Source organism: Geovibrio thiophilus (assembly GCF_004087915.1).
Classification (GTDB): Bacteria; Chrysiogenota; Deferribacteres; order Deferribacterales; family Geovibrionaceae; genus Geovibrio; species Geovibrio thiophilus.
This window is the reverse complement of sequence record NZ_CP035108.1, coordinates 370391-389363: the sequence shown is the minus strand read 5'-3', so window position 1 is coordinate 389363 and position 18973 is coordinate 370391. Positions and strand designations below refer to the sequence as shown.

The following is an 18973-nucleotide window of genomic DNA, read 5'->3' as shown; positions in this document are numbered from 1 at the left end:
CCCCGTTATACCGTAAGCGAGCTTACAAGGTTTACGAAGAAAGAGGGGAAGAAACCCACAAGCACCACCAGCACAGCAGCTATAAAAGTTGCCACAAAGGCGGGAGCTTTAAGCGTAAGCTCGGTTTCGTATTCCGACTCTCTGAAGTACATGAATATTGTAACTCGCATATAGTAGTAGCACGCAAGGGCGCTGTTGAGGACACCCACTACGGCAAGCCAGTACATTTCTGCCTTGATAGCGGCGACAAAGATATAGAACTTGCCCACGAATCCCGCAAGCGGAGGAATGCCCGCCAGAGAGAACATGAAAAGCAGCATGGCAAGAGCAACGAGAGGATTCTTTTTGGAGAGTCCCGCGAAGCTTTCTATTCTCTCATCATCTATCATGCCCTTGTTTTTAAGCAGTCCGATGACTGTAAAAGCGCCGATATTCATGAAGCTGTAAATCAGCAGATAGATTGTGATCGCTCTGAACCCTTCCGGAGTCATGGTCACGAGACCTATGAGCATATAACCCGCATGGGCTATTGCTGAGTAGGCAAGCATCCTCTTCACATTTTCCTGAGCGAGAGCCACAAGGTTGCCGTATGTCATTGTAAGAACGGCAAGGATGGTGAAGAAGAGTGTCCACTGCTCGGAAGCGGGAGCCACGGCAACCCATGTAAAGCGTATAAGCGCGCCGAACGCAGCCGCCTTGGGAGCGACAGTCATAAAGCCCGCTATAGGTGTGGGAGAACCGGTGTAAACATCCGGAGCCCACATATGGAAGGGGACTGCGGATATTTTGAACGCAAAGCCCACAAGCATAAGCAGAAGACCGAACTTAATGCCCAGAGAATCACTGCCGTGCCCCTGAAGAGCGGCGGCTATGTCTGTGTAGGTGAGGCTTCCGGTAAGTCCGTATATGAACGACAGCCCGTACAGGAAAAGACCTGAGGAGAAAGCGCCCATAAGGAAATACTTAACGCCTGCTTCGTTTGACTTGAGGCAGTGTTTGTTGAAGCCGGCGAGAACATACATTGAAATCGCCATGGTCTCAAGACCCACATAGAAGATAGTGAGGTCATTTGCACTGACCATAAACATCATGCCGATGAGGCTGAAGAACATAACTATGTAGATTTCGCCTTTCAGTATGTTTCTGTCTTTCAGATACTCTATGGAACCGAGTGTGGTCAGTGTGTACGCCATTGCGAATATCAGGAAGAACACATAGCTGAAGTTGTCCCATATAAGCATATTGCTGAAGCCGATAAAAGGTCCGGCAGGACAGAGAAGAGCCACAAGAACGACGAATGCTATGCCGAAGTAGCCCACGCTTGCCTTCATTTTATCCCCCGCCACAACATCAATAACGATAAGCGTAAGCGCGAATATCGTCATCAGAATTTCGGGGTAAACCGTGATGATGTCATTAAATAACTGCGGTGTCATCATCAGCCTCCTTATTTCATCGCCACGCCGGCGCTAAACACTTGCTCAACAAGGTGTCTCACGCTTTCGTGCATATAGGATGTGAATGTTTCAGGGTAAATACCGACCCAGAAAACAATGATCAAGAGAGGCATAATGTAGATTATCTCTCTGAGGTTCATGTCTTTCAGGTTTTCCCAGCGTTTGTTGAGGCTTTCGTAAAGCACTCTCTGGTACATCCAGAGCATGTACACAGCCGCGAAGATAACGCCGCTGGCGGCTATTATCGCATAGTCACTGAAAGCTTCAAACGCACCCACAAGGACAAGAAACTCACCTATGAATGCGCCCATGCCCGGAAGACCTATGGAACCCATGGTGAATATAAGGAAGATTGTGGCGAACATCGGCACGCTTGCCGCTATACCGCCGTACTCGGAAATCTCCCTTGTGTGGGTTCTTTCATATATTGCGCCGATCAGAAGGAACAGCGCGCCTGTTATTATACCGTGGTTGAACATCTGGAGGATGCCGCCCTCGATCCCTGCCTGATTTATGGCGTAGATACCGAGAGTCACAAAGCCCATATGGCTCACAGAGGAGTAGGCAACAAGCTTTTTAACATCACTCTGCACCATAGCCACCAGCGCGCCGTAAACAATCGCTATCACGGAAAGGATCGCGACAAAAGGCATGAAGCTTATGGAAGCCGCCGGAGTTATGGGAAGGCAGAATCTTAAAAATCCGTATGTGCCCATTTTAAGCAGTACGCCCGCAAGTATAACCGAACCTGCCGTGGGCGCCTCAACGTGCGCATCAGGAAGCCATGTATGAACCGGAAACATGGGAACCTTGATGGCGAAGCCGAGGAAGAAGGCGAGGAATATGATAGTCTGGAATCCCGCTGTGTATTTAACAGCCTGAGCGGTGATAGCCATTATATCGAATGTGTATACTCCCGTAATTTCGCCGTGCTTGAAGAACAGGGCTATGATTGCAAGCATCATAAGCACTGAACCCGCAAGGGTGAAAAGGAAGAACTTAACCGCTGCGTATATCCTTCTTTTGCCGCCCCATACGCCTATTATAAGGTACATGGGTATGAGCATAGCCTCCCAGAAGATGTAGAAAAGGAAGAAGTCAAGGGCGAGGAATACGCCGACCATTCCTGTTTCCAGCACGAGCAGAGCGAGATAGAACTCTCTCTGGCGCTTCTGGATGTAGGTGAAGGAACCGAGAACCGCAATCGCCGTGAGCAGAGTCGTAAGGAAAATCATGAGAATTGATATTCCATCAACTCCTACATAATACTGAACTCCCAGAGCGGGGATCCAGTCAGCCTTTTCGACGAACTGCATTGCTGCTGTTGTCTTATCAAATGAGGTCATCAGCGGTATAGTGAGGATGAGCTCAATAATGGTTGCGATGAAAGTCGCCCACATCGTAGTTTTTCCGCCCCGGAGGAACAGGAAAATGACAAAAGCGGCAACCAGCGGGAAGAAAATCAGTATTGAAAGGATGTTTTCCATCATCTCTTAACTCCCCCTTATACCGTGTAAAATATTGTGAACAGCACGATCACGCCGACAACCATCGTAAAGATGTATGTCTGCATGCGCCCTGTCTGAAGGTGTCTTGCCACTCCGCCGATGAACATGGGCACTTTGCCGAATGCGTTTACGGTGAAGTCTATCACGTTTACGTCAAAGCCTCTCCAAAGGAACTTGGAGATAGTCACTATGGGGAAAACGATAATCGCGTCATAAAGCTCGTCGAAGAACCACTTGTTGTAAAAGAAGGTATGGACGGGCTTGAAAGCCTTGACGGTTTTTCCCGGCAGTGAGGGAACCTTGATGTAATACAGCCAGCTTACGAATATGCCCGCAGAGGCAACCACTATGGAGAGTACCATCAGCATCAGAGCTGTCGAGTGCTCAAGATGGTGCGGGTGCGCTCCTTCAGGGGTGAGTACCGGTCCGAGGAAGTGGTGTATGAAGCCGTTTTCCAGCGGATAACCGAACACTGCGCCCGCCAGAACAGAAAGAATGGCGAGGAAGACCAGCGGAGCGGTCATTGAAGCGGGTGATTCGTGGGCATGGTCGTGCATATGCTGGTCTCTGGGAGTTCCCTCAAACACGAGGAAGAAGGAACGGAACATATAGAAAGCCGTCATGCCCGCAACCACAGTCGCCACGAACCAAGGGAACATGTGACCGTTCGCGAAGGTCATGGCGAGGATTTCGTCCTTTGACCAGAAGCCCGCAAGGGGTGGGATACCGGCAATGGCTATACAGCCTATGAGGTATGTCCAGTATGTAATCGGCATTTTCTTTTTAAGTCCGCCCATCTTTCTCACATCAAGGTCGCCGTGCATAGCGTGCATAACAGAACCTGAGCAGAGGAAAAGAAGACCCTTGAAGAAAGCGTGTGTAAACAGGTGGAATATACCCGCAACATAAGCGCCCACGCCGGTAGCCATTATCATGTAGCCGAGCTGGGAAACTGTTGAGTATGCGAGTATGCGCTTAAGGTCGTACTGTGTAAGACCTATGGTAGCGCCGAGTAAAGCGGTGAACATACCGACATACACAACAAGCATGCTGGTGATGTGCGCCTCAGCGAACAGAGCGTTGCAGCGCGCAACCATGTAGACCCCTGCCGTAACCATCGTCGCGGCGTGGATAAGAGCCGAAACCGGTGTGGGACCTTCCATCGCGTCGGGCAGCCAAGTATGCAGCGGAAACTGAGCTGATTTACCCATGGCGCCGCAGAAGAGACCGAGCGTCATGAGGTCGATCAGGCTGAACTGCATGCCGAACACTGTGTAAGTGCTGGCTTTTATCGCCTGAATGGACTCATACTGGAAAGCATCGCTGTAGTTAAGACCTTTAAAGGTGATTATAACGAGCAGAAGACCAATGTAGAAACCGAAGTCACCTACCCTGTTCATTACGAAAGCTTTCTTACATGCGTCCGCAGCACTCTTTTTATAGAACCAGAAACCGATAAGCAGGTAGGATGAAAGACCCACAAGCTCCCAGCCCACGAAAAGCATGAGGAAGTTGTTGCCCATAACGAGTATGAGCATTGAGAAGGTGAACACAGAGAGATAAGTGAAGAATCTCCAGTAGCCTTCGTCATCGTGCATATATCCCATTGAGTAGATGTGCACCATAGTGCTGACGGTGGTAACCACTATGAGCATTATTGCTGTAAGCGGGTCGACAAGTATTCCGAAGGGAACACTGAACTTGCCCGCGGCAACCCAGTTATATAGGGTGGCATCCACACTGTGACCGCCCATCACTCTGAAAAAAGTGATGATGGACACAATCCATGAAAGACCGACACCCGCAATCGCGACAAAATGCGCGTTATTTTTGATGTAGAGCCTTCCGAACAGACCGTTGATAAGAAAAGCAACCAACGGCCCGAGAAGTATCAAGACCTCCAAATGCATATCCTACCCCTATCCTCTCATAATATTAAGTTCTTCGGCATTAATAGTCTGCTTGTTCCGAAACAGACTGATAATGAGCGCGAGTCCCACTGCGGCCTCCGCAGCGGCAACCGCCATGACGAAGACTATGAAAATCTGTCCGGTCATATCCTGCAGATAGTTGGAAAAAGCAGCCAGATTGATGTTCACCGCATTGAGCATAAGCTCCAGCGACATAAACATAACGATGAGGTTTTTCCTTATCAGTACCCCTGTCATTCCAAGGGCGAATATAACCGCGCTGAGTATAAGGTAATGAGCCAGCGTCAATTCCATAATCCCCTCCTAGTCCTTTCTTGCTATTACGATGGCACCGATCATCGCAACAAGAAGAAGTATGGAAGCGATTTCAAAGGGTACCAGATACTTAGTGAACAGTACGTTTCCGTATGCTCTGACGTTGTTCATGCCTTCGGCGTAGGGGAGCGGTCCGATAGCGCCGGTTTTGAGAATGCCGGAGCTCCAGATGGTTATAGCTATCTGAAAGAAGACCACAATCGAAACAGCCGATCCGATTATGTATTTAGCGGGCATCCTTATGAAACCGCCCGAACGGGGGTTAAGCAGCATGACCACGAAGAGATACAGAACCAGAATCGCGCCTGCGTAGACGAGAACCTGAATCGCCGCGACGAATTCCGCACCGAGCTGAACAAAGATTCCCGCAACGCTGAAAAACGTGAGGAGCATCCATAGAGCCGAGTGAACGGGGTTCTCACGGGTGATAACACCGAGAGCTGATACCACAGCCAAACCCGCAAGAATGTAAAATGCAACCTGCGCCATCATAACTGCTCTCCTTTAGCCTGTGCGTCAGCCAGTTCCTTTTTGTAGTTTTCAGAAAGAGTTTTCATGTTTATCACATAATGGTCTCTTGTTGAGTCTGTCGTGTGATAGTTGCGTCCCATGTGAACAGCGTCGACAGGGCATGCCTCTTCGCAGAAACCGCAGTAAATGCAGCGGGAAAGATCAAGCTCGTATTTGCGGATCAGTCTTTCGCCGTTAGGACCGCAGTCTGTCACTATGTGTATGCACTCGGAAGGGCATACCTTCTGACAGAGATAGCAGCCCACACATTTCGTAGCGCCGTTCTCGTGGGTTTTGATATACTGCACCCCTCTGAACCTCGGGAAAATCGGGGTATCCTCAAAGGGGTATTTGTACGTAACCTTTTTCTTGAACAAATGTTTCAGAGTAATTCCCAGACCCTGAAAAATTTCAGTTAAGAGCAGAGTATCGAATATATTTTTCATGCTTCACCCCTACCTGACAATGTGGACCACGATTGCCGTTATCATAAGATTGGCAAGTGCGATCGGTATAAGTACCTTCCAGCCGAGACTCATAAGCTGGTCGAAGCGGAGTCTGGGGAGAGTGGCTCTCAGCCAGAGGAAGATAAACATAATGAACAGAACCTTGAGGACGAACCATACCAAGGGAGGCAGAAAGGGTCCGTTCCATCCGCCGAGGAACATAACAACGGCGATTGTGGAAACAAGGTACATATTTGCGTATTCGCCAAGGAAGAAGAGGGCGAATTTCATTGAGGAGTATTCCACATGGAAGCCCGCAACGATTTCGGTCTCAGCTTCCGCAAGGTCGAAGGGCGCTCTGTTTGTTTCTGCGATGGCGGCTATAAGGTAAACCATGAAAGCCACTATCTGCGGAACAACAAACCACATCCCCGACTGAGCGAGGGTGATCTCTCTCAGAGAGAGTGAACCCGCCAGCAGAACAGGCGCGACAAGGGCAAGCCCCATAGCCGTTTCGTAGCTCAGCACCTGAGCCGAAGAACGCAGGCTGCCCAGAAGGGCGTATTTTGAGTTTGAAGCCCAGCCTGACATGATAACGCCGTAAGTACCCACGGACGAAATCGCCAGAACATAAAGAAGACCAATGTTAAGATCAGTTATATAGGGCTTTATCTCCATGCCGAACACAGTGAAATTGTCGGCGAAGGGAATCACGGCAAACCCTGCCAGCGCCGGAACCATCGTAAGCAAAGGAGCTAAGATGAAAACCGGTCTGTCAACCATATCGGGCGTAAGGTCTTCCTTTGCGATCAGCTTCACCGCGTCCGCGATGGGCTGAAGAAGACCGTAAGGTCCGGTATGCATCGGCCCCAGACGTACCTGCATTGCGCCTATAACCTTACGCTCGGCATACGTCATGTATGCCACCGCGAGGAGGATTACAGTTACAATGATCAGTATCTTGATTATTGTGAAAACTATAGGGAGCAACATTCCTCTACCTCATATATCTTTAATGTCTTTCAACCTTTTTTACCCAGAGACACTTTGTGGTATCTGCCTTTGCTGAAGATCTGCGCCGTGTCGACGTAGTCTTCCGGCAGAGCCGCACAGCCTTTCGTCATGTGTTTTTCCACATGAACCTTGAAGACCTTAGTGATCCCCGCAGCGCTCACGCTCACAGCGTCTCCGTCACCGAGTCCGAGAGCCTCCGCGTCAGCGGGGGAAATCTCAAGCTTAGGCTCGCCGTAAACCTTGGCGAGATCCGGAGACCATCTGGTGTATGAGCCTGAATGAAGTCTGAGTGATGAGGGGTAGAGGAAGTAAGCGCCCTCTCCCGCAGCCGCTTTCGCAGGCTTTTCAAATTCGCCTTTCACCGCATAGGGGTAGCTTATTACTCCGCCGTCAAAGTCGGCTTCTTTGTAAAGGGGAACCTCTTTGCGTATCAGCTCTCTCACTTCGCATGAGCAGGAAGGCAGACTGCCGCCGAGCCTTGCCGCAAGAGCAGCCACGACTTCGGCATCGGTTTTAAGCCCTTTGCAGAGAGCCCTGTTTACCGTCTGCACTCTTCCCTCAAGGCTTGTGAAGCTACCGTCCTTCTCTGCGTATGTTGCCACAGGGATATAAACGGAGGCTTTTTTAGCCGTTTCGCTCATGAAAGGATCCGTAACAGCGAGCAGTTCGAGAGAATCCAGTGAAAGATCCGCCCAGCCTGTTCTCACCGCAGGGTTTTCACCGAAGCAAAGAAGAGCTTTTATCGTTTTGTTCTGTATTCCTTCTTTCAGCTTCGCCGCGTCCAGAGCACCCATGTCAACAATACCCTGAGAGTTTGCCTTGGCTCTTGCCGCCGCGAGTTTAAGTGCCGGAACCTGTTTTTTCAGCTCTGAAACGAACCAGAGATCCGCCGTATTGTATGGGTTGTAAACCGCTACCGGCTTCTCTGCTTTTTTGAGAACTTCAAGCACGGCAGCCTCAGCGCCCTGTCCTTCAACCAGCCTTGTCATGCTCGCGTACACCTCATCGGGGGTTCCGGTGAACTGCTTTTCAGCGAGTCTTTTCAGGGCTGTTTCCGAAGGGTAGAAGACATAAAGCGGAGCCTCGTTCATTCTGGCAGCGGCTCTGACCGCAAGACCGAGAATGGGATTGGCTTCAGTTACATCTATATTGAGCACCGCTACAGCGTCACTTTTTTCTATGTCGGCGTAAGTGGCTTCGGGGAGTGATGAATGCGGCTCAAGGGCATACATGCCGCCTGTTCCTATCACTTCCTTGGCAAGCTTATTCGCAAGGAACGCCTCTTCGTTGGTGAGCCTCGGCGAAACGAGAACCGCGACAGCTTCCGCTCCGTGCTGAGCCCTGATGCTTTTAACTTTTTCAGCAACAGTCACCACAGCCTGATCGAAGTCCGCATCGGCAAGTTCCCCTGCGGCTCTGACTTTCGCAGAGGTTTCCCGCTTCACGCTGTTTACAAATTCAAAGCCGAATCTGCCCTTCGCGCAGAGATTGCCGTGGTTTGCGCCCTTTTCGGGAAGCTCGCCCATTCTGTAAAGCTCACTGCCTTCGGTTTCAAGCTCTATGTAGCAGCCGCATCCGCAGAGACCGCATACGGAATCCGTTTTTTCAAGGTTCCACGGTCTGTTTTTGAAGAGATAAACTCTGTTGTTAAGCGAACCCACGGGGCAGACGCTTATGCACTGTCCGCAGAATTCGCAGTTCCACGGCTGATCGAAAGCTGTTCCGATCATTGTTTCCATGCCGCGGTTTATGAAGCTTATCGCCTGTATATTTACCACTTCGTCACAGATTCTTACGCAGCGTCCGCAGAGCACACATCTGTCCACGTCCCTCTCAATAAAAGGGTTGGTGTGGTCAACCGGTGTGTCGGCGGGTTTGGCGTCAAAGCGGACCTTGGTGAGTCCGACTTCGTAGGTGAGATCCTGAAGCGTACATTCACCGCCCTTATCGCACACGGGGCACTCAAGGGGGTGGTTCACGAGCAGAAGCTCAATCACCGTTTTCCTGATCCTCTGGAGCTTTTCGGTATTGGTGAGTATGTCCATATCGGGGGCAACGGGCGTTGTGCACGCCGTCATCATTCTGGGGTTGCCCACAGCCTCGATAAGACACACTCTGCATGCACCGAAGGGGTTCAGGCGCGAATCGTGGCAGAGAACGGGAATATGCACCCCGGCCTTTTCCGCCGCCTGAAGGATTGTATAATCCTTCGGTACCTCAACCTGTATTCCGTCTATTTTCAAGGTTACCATCTGCATATCCTTATCCCTTAATCTATTGAGTTGAACGGACAGTTCACTATGCACTCACGGCACTTTACGCACTTGGACTTATCGATGAATGCGAACTGTCCCTTCTCCCACGTGATAGCGTCAACGGGGCAGACCTTTTTGCAGATGCCGCATTTCTTGCATCTTTCATCCACAACCACAAACTCTATGAGTTCGGGGCATTCCCTCGCGGGACACTTCTGTTTGAAGATATGCGCCTCATACTCGTCCCTGAAATACCTGATGGTGGTCAGAATCGGGTTCGGCGCAGTCTGTCCGAGACCGCAGAGCGAAGAGATCTTAATGTCAGTAGCCAGAGATTCCAGCCTTTCTATATCGCCTTCCCTTCCCTTGCCGGATGTTATTCTGTCAAGGATGTCCAGCATGGTTTTTGTACCCACACGGCAGGGTATGCACTTTCCGCATGATTCCCTCTGTGTGAAGGTAAGGAAGAACTGAGCCACGTTCACCATACAGTTGGTTTCGTCAAGAACAACCACACCGCCCGAACCCATCATGGCGCCTGCCGCGATGAGCGAGTCGTAGTCGATCCTTGTATCAAGGTGCGCTTCTGTCAGACAGCCGCCGGAGGGACCGCCGAGCTGAACGGCCTTGAATTTCCTTTTCTTGGGAATGCCCCCGCCGACCTCAAAGATCAGCTCACGGACGGAGATTCCCATAGGAACCTCTATAAGTCCGGTGGACTTAACCTTGCCGGATAGGGCGAAGATTTTTGTTCCCTTGGACTTCTCTGTTCCTATGTTAGCGTACCATTCCGCCCCGTTGAGGATGATTACGGGAAGGTTGGCGAAAGTCTCAACGTTGTTAACGTTTGAAGGCTTCTGCCAGAGCCCCTTCACAGCGGGGAACGGAGGTCTGGATCTGGGCATTCCTCTTTCGCCTTCGATGGAGGCTATGAGAGCCGTTTCCTCGCCGCAGACAAAGGCGCCCGCTCCCTCTTTCAGCTTGAGGTGGAACTCAAAACCGCTTCCGAGAACGTTGTCGCCGAGATAACCGGCTTTTTCAGCGTCTACAAGGGCTTTTTTAACCCTTTTGATCGCAAGGGGATACTCAGCGCGGCAGTATATGTAGCCTTCTTTGCAGCCTATTGCGTAAGCTGCTATAAGCATGCCTTCTATAACCGCGTGGGGGTTCCCTTCAATTATTGATCTGTCCATGAATGCGCCGGGGTCACCCTCATCCGCGTTGCAGATAAGATATTTGAGATCTCCCGGGGAGTTGCGGCAGAATGTCCATTTAAGTCCCGTGGGGAAACCGCCGCCCCCTCTGCCTCTGAGACCGGATTTTTTGACTTCGTCAATGACCTCTTCGGAGGTCATTTTCAGAGACTTTTTGAGAGCGTCATAGCCGCCGTGGGCTATGTAGTCCTCAAGGCTGTCGGGGTCGACTTTTCCGCAGTCATTGAGAACATAACGCTTCTGTTTATCGTAAAATTCAAAATAGTCCTTTTTAGCAGCCCATTTAGCAACGATTTCGCCGCCTACTATGTGCTCCTCAACTATTGTCGGAACCATTTCCGCTGTTACATGTTCATAAGTGATGGGTCCCTGACCGGGGATATACACATCAATAAGAACATCTCTGGCACAGAGACCCCTGCAGCCTGTCTGTTTGGTTTTGCAGTTGCGCTCTTTAACGCCGGTATTTGTCAGGCCGCGTTTCTCAAACTCGCCGGTAAGGGCTGCCATAACGGCATCACCGCCGGAGGCGACTCCCGCGGTTCCCATACATACGTGCACTTCTATCTGTTCGACTTTATACTCGCTCATAGCCTGTCCCTACTCATCCATCTTACCGGAGGCGTAATCCCTGAATATCTTTCTGGATTCCTCGGGTGTGAGGTTACCGTGAGTTTTATCATCCACCATAATAACTGGCGCCATTCCGCAGGCTCCGATGCAGGAAACCTCTTCAAGCGTGAAGAGCTTGTTTTCATCGGTTTCTCCGTTTCTGATTCCGAATTCCTCGAAAACAACTTCGGAGATCCTTCCTGAACCCTTAACGTGGCACGCCGTACCCCTGCAAACCCTTATGACATGCTTGCCTCTGGGCTTGGTGTAGAACTGGGCGTAAAAAGTGATTACGCCGTACAGGGTGTGGGAGGAGAGGTTGAGATTTTCACTGACTCTCTCCACCAGTTCCTTATAAAGGTAGCCGTAGGCATCCTGAACCTTCTGGAGCACAGGGATGGTAGCGCCTTTGAAACCTGCGTACTGAGCGCAGATAGCATCGCACTTCGTCCAGTCAAGCTCCTCGGGGGTTCTTTCCTGAACCTCTTCGACAACCGCTTTAACTTCCGCCATATCGCGCCCCCTTACCTGTCTATCTCGCCGAGAACAACATCGTTAGTACCGATGATCGCGACAAGATCCGCAAGCATGTGTCCCTGAGCCATGTGATTAAGAACGCCGAGATTCACATAGGAAGGAGCACGGATTTTAAGCCTGTAGGGTCTTTCCTCGCCTTCACTCACTATGTAGAAGCCGAGTTCGCCCTTGGGAGCCTCAATCCCCTGATAGGTTTCGCCCTTGGGAGGACGGAAGCCTTTGGAGATAAGGTAGAATCTTCTGATGAGGGACTCCATTCTTTCGTAAACGTCCTCATGAGAGGGCATAGCCACTCTGGGGTCGTCAGTCATAACGGGACCTTCGGGAAGATTTTCAAGAGCCTGAGCGACTATTTTATTAGCCTCGCGAAGCTCCTTCATTCTCACTTTATAACGTGCATAGGTGTCCCCCTCCGGCTGAGTGGGAACCTCGAATTTGAATTTGTCATAACAGCAGTACGGTTCATCACGTCTCAGGTCAAAATCGATGCCTGCGCCTCTCATAAGAGGACCGCTTGTACCGTAATCCTGAGCGTCATCTGCGTTGAGGACACCGATGCCGATAGTTCTCATTTTCCATATCCTGTTGTTGGTGAGAAGGTTTTCGTAAAGATCAACGAATCCGTCAAACTCATCGACGAAGGATTTGGCAAGTCTGAAGAACTCCTCCGGCGCGTCATCACGCACGCCGCCTATTCTGATCCATGAGCTTGTCATCCTCTGACCTGTGGCGCACTCGAACATGTCAAGCACACGCTCCCTTTCACGGAAGGCATAGAGGAAAACAGTCATGGCGCCTATATCCAGAGCGTGTGTCGCGATCCAGACAAGGTGGCTGGCTACACGGGAAAGCTCGGCGTATATAACCCTCATGTAGTCTGCTCTTTCGGGGATTTTCACTCCGAAGAACTTCTCTACGGCGAGGCAGTAGGCAAGGTTGTTTGACAGAGGCGAGAGATAATCCAGCCTGTCCGTGAGGGGGATAAACTGATGATAAGTCCTGTTTTCCGCAAGCTTTTCAGTTCCCCTGTGAAGGTAACCCACATCGGGGGTCACGTTTACTATTGTTTCGCCGTCAAGATCGACAACAAGTCTCAGAACCCCGTGTGTGCTGGGGTGCTGGGGTCCCATGTTGACCGTAACTACTTCGGCTACGTTATTGTTGATGTTCTGCATAACCGTCTCCAACCCCTTATTTGGTGAACTTGATACCGAGACGCTGCTCGTCCGTCTTGTTGAACCACTTCCTCTCTTTAAGCGGGAAGTCCTTCCTGAGCGGGTGACCTTCAAAGAAGTCGGGGAGAAGCACTCTTCTCAGATCGGGGTGACCTTCAAAAACGATTCCCATAAGGTCGTACTCTTCCCTCTCCATGAAGTTGGCGCCTTTCCATATATCGGTAATAGTGGGGAAGACGTGGTCGGGTCTTGAAAGCTTCACAAACACCCTGAGCTTGTTTTCGATTGAGAAAAGGTTGTTCGTGATTTCAAACTTGTCGGTTTTTTTAGGCCAGTGTGTAGCCACGACATCCACCATGTATTTGAAGGAGAACTTCTCTTTCAGCGCGCGGAGAACGTCTTTATAAACCGCATGATCCTTAACCCTGACAAAATTACAGCCGAACTGCGTATAACAGTTCAGCCTGCCGGGAAAAAGCTGCTCAAGCTGTGTGGTTAATTCGGTAAAATTCATTGCCGCCCCCTATTTCCTTACCACTTTTTCGGTCATGATTTTTTTCTGAAGCGCGACAATAGCGTCAAGAAGAGCTTCAGGTCTGGGAGGGCATCCGGGAACGTAAAAATCCACGGGGAGAATCTCATCGACACCCTGAACCGTGGAGTATGTATCATAAATACCGCCGCTTGTAGCGCAGCTTCCCATTGCTATACACCATTTGGGCTCAGGCATCTGATCCCATACTTTGCGGACGATGGGAGCCATTTTACGGGTAACGGTACCGGCGACTATCATCACGTCTGCCTGACGGGGTGTGGCGCGGAAGATTATTCCGAGCCTGTCAAGGTCGTGCTTGGCGGCGCCTGTAGCCATCATCTCAATGGCGCAACAGGCCAGACCGAAAGTAACCGGCCAGAGGGAGGATTTTCTTCCCCAGTTGATGACATTGTCCACCGTTGTGGTGATAACATTGTCCGGCAGCTTATTCGTCATTACACCCATTCCAGTGCTCCTTTTTTCCATTCATACAGAAAACCGACGACAAGAATTATCAGGAACATGAACATAGCGACAAGCCCGTAAAGCCCTATATCCCCGAAAGCCACAGCCCACGGATAAAGAAACACTATTTCTACATCGAAGAGAACAAAAAGCAGGGCGACTATGTAGAACCTGACGTTGTACCTTTTTCTGGCATCGGAGAACTCCGGCATACCGCATTCATAAACGGAGTTTTTGACCTTATCGTACTTTTTCGGACGTATAAGACCGCCCATAAACATCATGATGGCGCCTACCGCGCCCGCAATCAGCATAAGGATTGCGACTGGCAAATACTCATTCATACTACACCTCTGTATTTTGTATACAGTATGCAATGTCTATCATACCGCATCTTCACTGTCAACAAGAAACATCGTTTTACAGATCAGAGGATTTGCCGTTTCAGGGGTAGTATAAACCAATAGAAAGTATAGGTTTTCTCTATACTATTTCGCTGACAGGAGCCTCTCCCTCAGAAGCTCCATTTCATGAGGCAAAGGGGCGCAAAAATCCATTTCTTTTTGAACAAAAGGGCTTTTGAAAGTAAGTTTCCACGAGTGTAAAGCCTGCCTTTCAATTTTGTAACCCCTGTTATGTTTTCCGCCGTAGAGTGAATCGTCAAGTATCGGATGTCCAATATGAGAAGCATGCACACGTATCTGGTGAGTGCGTCCGGTGTATATCTTCACCTCAGCGAGAAAGGCGTTTTTATAACGTTCTTTTACGGTAAAAAGACTCTTCGCCGCTCTTCCGTCCTCTCTGACAGCCATTCTTTTACGGTCTGCGGGATGCCTGCCTATGGGTTCATCTACAATTAAGCTGTCGAATTTGGGAGCGCCCCAGCAGAAAGCGAGATAGCGTTTGTCCACGATGCGGTTCAGAAACAGGGACGAGAGCTTCTCCCGTGCGTCCCTGTTTTTCGCCACAAGAATAAGCCCCGAGGTGTCCCTGTCCAGCCTGTGGACGATGCCCGGGCGGAAGTCGTTGTGATCCTCTATGCGGTAGCGGTAAAGAAGCCCGTTGACCAGTGTTCCGTCCGGCGAGCCCGGGGCGGGGTGCACAGTAACTCCGGCGGGCTTGTTCACCACTATCATGTTTTCGTCCTCAAATATCACATCGAAGTCAACTGGCTGCGGTTCAAGGCTCGGAACCTCTTCCACGGGAATCTCCATGCGGATGATGTCCCCCTTCTTCACCTTAAGGGATTTGGCGGGGATGCGTCCGTTGACCTCAACCAGCCCTTCTTCTATGACCTCTGCGGCGAAGCTCCTGCTCCTGCCGGATTTTGAGGCGAGGAGAACATCAAGCCTTCCCCCCGCCTCCTCAGCGGTAAATTCAATCACTTCTGCTGTTTCGTCTGTAAATCTCATTGATCCTTCTTAAAAAATTTCTTTCAGATATTCCGTAAAGCGTTTCCACGATTTTTCATCCGCGTCCCTGCGATAGCTCTGCGAGCCGAAAACAGTGAAGGCATGGGGAGCGCCGCTGTAGGTGTGCATCTCGTGCTTCACTCCGGCTTTTTCGAGATCCGCGGCAAGCTTCGCGAAGCTTGCCATACTGACTGCCGCGTCCGCTGTTCCGTGGAAGACCGCCACCTCACCCTTTGCCCCTGAGTAGTCCTGCCCCTGCGGAGTGTCAAGTCCGCCGTGGAAAGAGATGAACGATTTCAGCGGAGCTCCGCTTCTCGCGTATTCAAGAACCACGGCTCCCCCGAAGCAGTAGCCGATGATCACAGCATTGCCCGTGTCGGCGCCCAGAGCTTTAGCCTTGTCTACACCCGCCTGAAGGATTCTTCTCATCCTGTCTCTGTCCGCGTAGAGCTCACCGGTCAGGCGCTGTTTCTCGGCAGTCTCAGCGGGGCGGACACCCTTGCCGAACATATCCACGGCAAATGCAGAATAACCTAATTTGTTAAGCATTTCGACTCTTTCAACCTCATAGTCTCCCAACCCGTCCCAGTCATGAACGATAAGCACCAGAGGAGCCTTGCCGGAAACGGGCGAGTAAAACCCTTCATATTCGACGCTTCCTGACTTATACACGACATAATCCCCCGCATAAGCCGAAGCGGTCATCAGAAACATAATCACTGCCAGTAAGTACTTCATGAGAAACCTCCTGTTAATCCTGCCCAACCCCATAATACACATCGGTGCACGGGGTTAACAATCAATATTGGGCGGATGCGGAGAATCCACCATAAAAAAGGATCTTTTCGGTTGACTTAACGCATATGTATTGATAAAAAGATCTTCTGCCTTGCTGTAGAGCGAATGAATCTGCGGCTTTAACCAAAAGGAGGACAAATTGGTTACTTACGAAACTATTTTTATCGTCCGTCCCGACCTCACGCAGGAAGAGATTGACACAAACCTTGAATTTTTCAAGGGGAACATCGAGCAGAACGGCGGCGAAATTCTTAAAGTCGAGCCTTGGGGCAAACTTTCTTTCGCCTACGAAGTTGAGGACTACCGTGACGGCTACTACTTCCTCATTCAGTACAAAGCCGGCGGCAACTACAACGAAGAGCTTGAAAAACGCTACCGCTACAGCGAAGACGTTCTCAGATTCTGCATCGTTAAAATCGACGAGAAGAAATTCAAACTGAAACCCAGAAAAGATCCCGCTCCCAGACCCGACAGAAAGGGCAAGAAGGTTAACCCCAGAAGACCCAGAGAGGACAGCAGGACTCCCTTTGAAGAAGGGGACGAGGCGGCACCTGAGACTGACGCGGAAGAGATTTCCGAATAACAACATAAATATCCACCGGATAAGGAATTTACCATGGGCTTTTTCAATAAGGTAGTATTGCTTGGCAACTGTACCCGCAACCCCGAAGTAAGATATGTTCCCGGAAGGGATCTCGCAGTGGCAAAGTTTGGTCTTGCCGTTAACCGAAAACAGAAAGACAAAGAAGAAACAATGTTCATTGACATTGTCGCCTTCGGAAAACTCGGCGAAATCTGCGGGGAATACCTCACGAAAGGAAGCCCTGTGCTGGTGGAAGGACGCCTCTCTCAAAACGTGTGGGAGCAGGAAGGACAAAAACGCAGCAAGCATGAAGTGATCGCCGAAAATATCCAGCTTGTGTCTTCAAGAAGAGACAAAGGCGGGGACTATTCATCAGGCAGTGACGGCGGCTTCTCTTCAGGCGGCAGCGGCAGCAGCGACGATTTCAGCGAAGACGATATACCGTTTTAGGCGCTGAACAAACGGAGGACAATATAAAATGGCTGTTTTAAGAAGAAAATTTCAGAAAAAGAAAGTATGCAGATTCTGCGCGGAAAAAATCGATATAGACTACAAAGACGCTAAACTCCTCAGAGGTTTCGTAACCGAAAGAGGTAAAATAATGCCCAGAAGGCTTACGGGAACATGCGCAAAACACCAGAGATCACTCGCTTCTGCTGTTAAAACCGCACGTACCATAATCCTTCTTCCCTTCAGCCTCGACAGATAAGCTGAAACAGACAGCGACGGAATATAAACGGGAGCCCCTCAAAAAGGCTCCCTTTTTTTGTGTAACTCAGGGAGCGTTCTCACCCTGCATCCTCACCTGACAGCAAACGCAATATATTTATTGACAATACGCCAAGCTCCCTGCAATACTTAGAAAAAGTAGAGGAAACGAAATGATTGCTTCAGATTTCCATGACCGCTTCGGTCTTACACCTCCCCCTCCGGCTGCCTGATTCATTAACCGGCATTCGGAGTCCGTTTTAATTCAACATCACAACACAAAACGTGCTCCTGAGATTGTGTCCATTTATCAAAGGAGTTCTTATCATGTCATCCATACGCTATATGGCTGCGGTGAACAGCAGTATATTCGTCATTATGTTCGGGCTGGGAATCTGCTTTACTTACCTGCCTGATAAAATGACCCGTTTATCCGGTTCTGTCACTATGAGCGGATTTTTAGCATCAGCCTTCGGTCTGACTTATATCCTTTCCCAATACCCGCTCGGAAAAATTGCTGACCGCTTCGGTTTCAGATCGGTTATTATCGCCGGTTTCCTTCTGTGCAGTCTGTCCGGACTCATCTATTATTCAGCAGATTCGGCGCGGGAACTGATCCTCGGGCGCATTGTTCAGGGAGTGGGGGAAGCACCGCTGTGGTCTCTTTCGCCTATACTGCTGGCGCTGCTTTATCCGGAAAATAAGGCGCAGGTAATGGGCTGGTACACGGCTTCTTTCCATTTCGGGCTCACGGCGGGTCCGCTCGCCGGAACATATATCGCAGATTTCTTCGGAGCAGAGACAACATTTCTCGGTTTTTCCGCAGCATCAGTAATAGGGGGATTCATCATATTGACGCTGGTTTCACCAAAACATCAGACACATAAAAAAAGTGAAACTAAGGTCGGTATAATGAGCATAGTCAGACCGCTCAATAAATCCGTTCTGGCAGGTATAGTTATGTACGGCGCGGCATACGGGCTGATTGTCAGCGTTATTCCGGCATTCATGCTGTCTGTAAAAAATATGAATCACAGCCTCACGAACACAGCCTTCTCTCTCAGCTTTTTTACTCTGGGAATAATTCAGATTTTTTCAGGGAAGATTGTAAAAACACACAACCTTAAACAAATCCTTCCGATCGGAATGTCCTGCATTGGTGCGGGTTTGCTGGTAATCATTTACAACAGCGGTGTTCTGCTTTTTATAGGGCTGCTTGCTTATACTGCAGGGCTGGGAATATTCAGTATAGCTTCCATGCTCTATCTCCAGATTAAAGCGGATTCGGCTCACGCCGGAGCCTCGTCCGGAGTTTACTTCATGTTCTGGGGCATAGGGTATTTTACAGTACCGTTTGTAATAGGTATGATCAGATCTGCGGATCTGATCAGCGTTGTGCTTCTGTTTCAGGCGGTAATGCTTTTTGCTGCTGCCGCCTCTCTGGTTAAAACTATGAAAAACTAAGCCGCGGCAGTCTCAGATTTTCAGATTTAAGGGA

General features: G+C 50.0%; 20 protein-coding genes. 4 read left to right on the top strand and 16 right to left on the bottom strand.

Features of this window, described 5'->3' with window-relative positions; all coding sequences use genetic code 11:
- Window positions 1-5: 5 nt before the first annotated feature.
- The 16 genes from EP073_RS01835 to EP073_RS01760 all read right to left on the bottom strand — a co-directional run bounded on the left by EP073_RS01835 (window position 6) and on the right by EP073_RS01760 (window position 16124).
- A complete protein-coding gene (locus tag EP073_RS01835) occupies window positions 6-1439 on the bottom strand; it encodes an NADH-quinone oxidoreductase subunit N (RefSeq protein ID WP_241654029.1) in 1434 nt (477 codons plus the stop codon).
- Window positions 1440-1447: 8 nt separating this feature from the next.
- Window positions 1448-2947: an NADH-quinone oxidoreductase subunit M gene (locus tag EP073_RS01830; RefSeq protein ID WP_128465467.1), complete on the bottom strand. Its 1500-nt coding sequence runs from the start codon at window positions 2945-2947 to the stop codon at window positions 1448-1450.
- 14 nt (window positions 2948-2961) lie between these two features.
- A complete protein-coding gene (nuoL, locus tag EP073_RS01825; protein ID WP_128465466.1) occupies window positions 2962-4875 on the bottom strand; it encodes an NADH-quinone oxidoreductase subunit L in 1914 nt (637 codons plus the stop codon).
- Window positions 4876-4884: 9 nt separating this feature from the next.
- Window positions 4885-5190: an NADH-quinone oxidoreductase subunit NuoK gene (gene nuoK / locus EP073_RS01820; RefSeq protein WP_206617486.1), complete on the bottom strand. Its 306-nt coding sequence runs from the start codon at window positions 5188-5190 to the stop codon at window positions 4885-4887.
- Between the two features lie 9 nt (window positions 5191-5199).
- The gene (locus EP073_RS01815) at window positions 5200-5700 is read right to left on the bottom strand and encodes an NADH-quinone oxidoreductase subunit J (protein ID WP_128467751.1); all 501 of its coding nucleotides are present in this window, start codon (window positions 5698-5700) and stop codon (window positions 5200-5202) included.
- Window positions 5700-6167, bottom strand: a complete 468-nt coding sequence (gene nuoI, locus EP073_RS01810) for an NADH-quinone oxidoreductase subunit NuoI (RefSeq protein WP_128465464.1) — start codon at window positions 6165-6167, stop codon at window positions 5700-5702. The genes EP073_RS01815 and nuoI overlap by 1 nt, the downstream gene beginning before the upstream one ends.
- A gap of 9 nt (window positions 6168-6176) precedes the next feature.
- Entirely contained in the window at window positions 6177-7160 is a 984-nt protein-coding gene (gene nuoH, locus EP073_RS01805) for an NADH-quinone oxidoreductase subunit NuoH (RefSeq protein WP_128465463.1), read from the bottom strand.
- Window positions 7161-7189: 29 nt separating this feature from the next.
- On the bottom strand, window positions 7190-9433 hold the full coding sequence (locus EP073_RS01800) for a molybdopterin-dependent oxidoreductase (protein ID WP_128465462.1): 2244 nt from the start codon (window positions 9431-9433) through the stop codon (window positions 7190-7192).
- Window positions 9434-9450: 17 nt separating this feature from the next.
- Entirely contained in the window at window positions 9451-11241 is a 1791-nt protein-coding gene (gene nuoF / locus EP073_RS01795) for an NADH-quinone oxidoreductase subunit NuoF (RefSeq protein WP_128465461.1), read from the bottom strand.
- 9 nt (window positions 11242-11250) lie between these two features.
- Window positions 11251-11775: an NADH-quinone oxidoreductase subunit NuoE gene (nuoE, locus tag EP073_RS01790; RefSeq protein WP_128465460.1), complete on the bottom strand. Its 525-nt coding sequence runs from the start codon at window positions 11773-11775 to the stop codon at window positions 11251-11253.
- Window positions 11776-11786: 11 nt separating this feature from the next.
- On the bottom strand, window positions 11787-12974 hold the full coding sequence (gene nuoD / locus EP073_RS01785) for an NADH dehydrogenase (quinone) subunit D (protein WP_128465459.1): 1188 nt from the start codon (window positions 12972-12974) through the stop codon (window positions 11787-11789).
- Between the two features lie 16 nt (window positions 12975-12990).
- On the bottom strand, window positions 12991-13488 hold the full coding sequence (locus EP073_RS01780; RefSeq protein WP_128465458.1) for an NADH-quinone oxidoreductase subunit C: 498 nt from the start codon (window positions 13486-13488) through the stop codon (window positions 12991-12993).
- A gap of 9 nt (window positions 13489-13497) precedes the next feature.
- On the bottom strand, window positions 13498-13974 hold the full coding sequence (locus EP073_RS01775) for a NuoB/complex I 20 kDa subunit family protein (RefSeq protein ID WP_128465457.1): 477 nt from the start codon (window positions 13972-13974) through the stop codon (window positions 13498-13500).
- Window positions 13965-14318, bottom strand: a complete 354-nt coding sequence (locus EP073_RS01770) for an NADH-quinone oxidoreductase subunit A (protein ID WP_128465456.1) — start codon at window positions 14316-14318, stop codon at window positions 13965-13967. Before EP073_RS01770 ends, EP073_RS01775 begins: the two co-directional genes overlap by 10 nt.
- Window positions 14319-14462: 144 nt before the next feature.
- Window positions 14463-15386 (bottom strand): RluA family pseudouridine synthase, encoded by a 924-nt coding sequence (locus EP073_RS01765; protein ID WP_128465455.1) that lies wholly within the window; start codon window positions 15384-15386, stop codon window positions 14463-14465.
- Window positions 15387-15395: 9 nt separating this feature from the next.
- On the bottom strand, window positions 15396-16124 hold the full coding sequence (locus EP073_RS01760; RefSeq protein ID WP_128465454.1) for a dienelactone hydrolase family protein: 729 nt from the start codon (window positions 16122-16124) through the stop codon (window positions 15396-15398).
- A 199-nt stretch (window positions 16125-16323) separates the two neighbouring features.
- Between EP073_RS01760 and rpsF the strand changes: the two genes are divergently transcribed.
- The 4 genes from rpsF to EP073_RS01740 all read left to right on the top strand — a co-directional run bounded on the left by rpsF (window position 16324) and on the right by EP073_RS01740 (window position 18939).
- Window positions 16324-16767 carry a 30S ribosomal protein S6 gene (rpsF, locus tag EP073_RS01755; protein ID WP_164885240.1) on the top strand — a complete coding sequence of 148 codons (444 nt, stop codon included), beginning with the start codon at window positions 16324-16326 and terminating at the stop codon, window positions 16765-16767.
- Between the two features lie 33 nt (window positions 16768-16800).
- A complete protein-coding gene (locus tag EP073_RS01750; protein ID WP_128465452.1) occupies window positions 16801-17217 on the top strand; it encodes a single-stranded DNA-binding protein in 417 nt (138 codons plus the stop codon).
- A gap of 28 nt (window positions 17218-17245) precedes the next feature.
- On the top strand, window positions 17246-17476 hold the full coding sequence (gene rpsR, locus EP073_RS01745) for a 30S ribosomal protein S18 (RefSeq protein WP_128465451.1): 231 nt from the start codon (window positions 17246-17248) through the stop codon (window positions 17474-17476).
- Between the two features lie 326 nt (window positions 17477-17802).
- Window positions 17803-18939 carry an MFS transporter gene (locus EP073_RS01740; RefSeq protein WP_128465450.1) on the top strand — a complete coding sequence of 379 codons (1137 nt, stop codon included), beginning with the start codon at window positions 17803-17805 and terminating at the stop codon, window positions 18937-18939.
- Window positions 18940-18973: the final 34 nt, after the last annotated feature.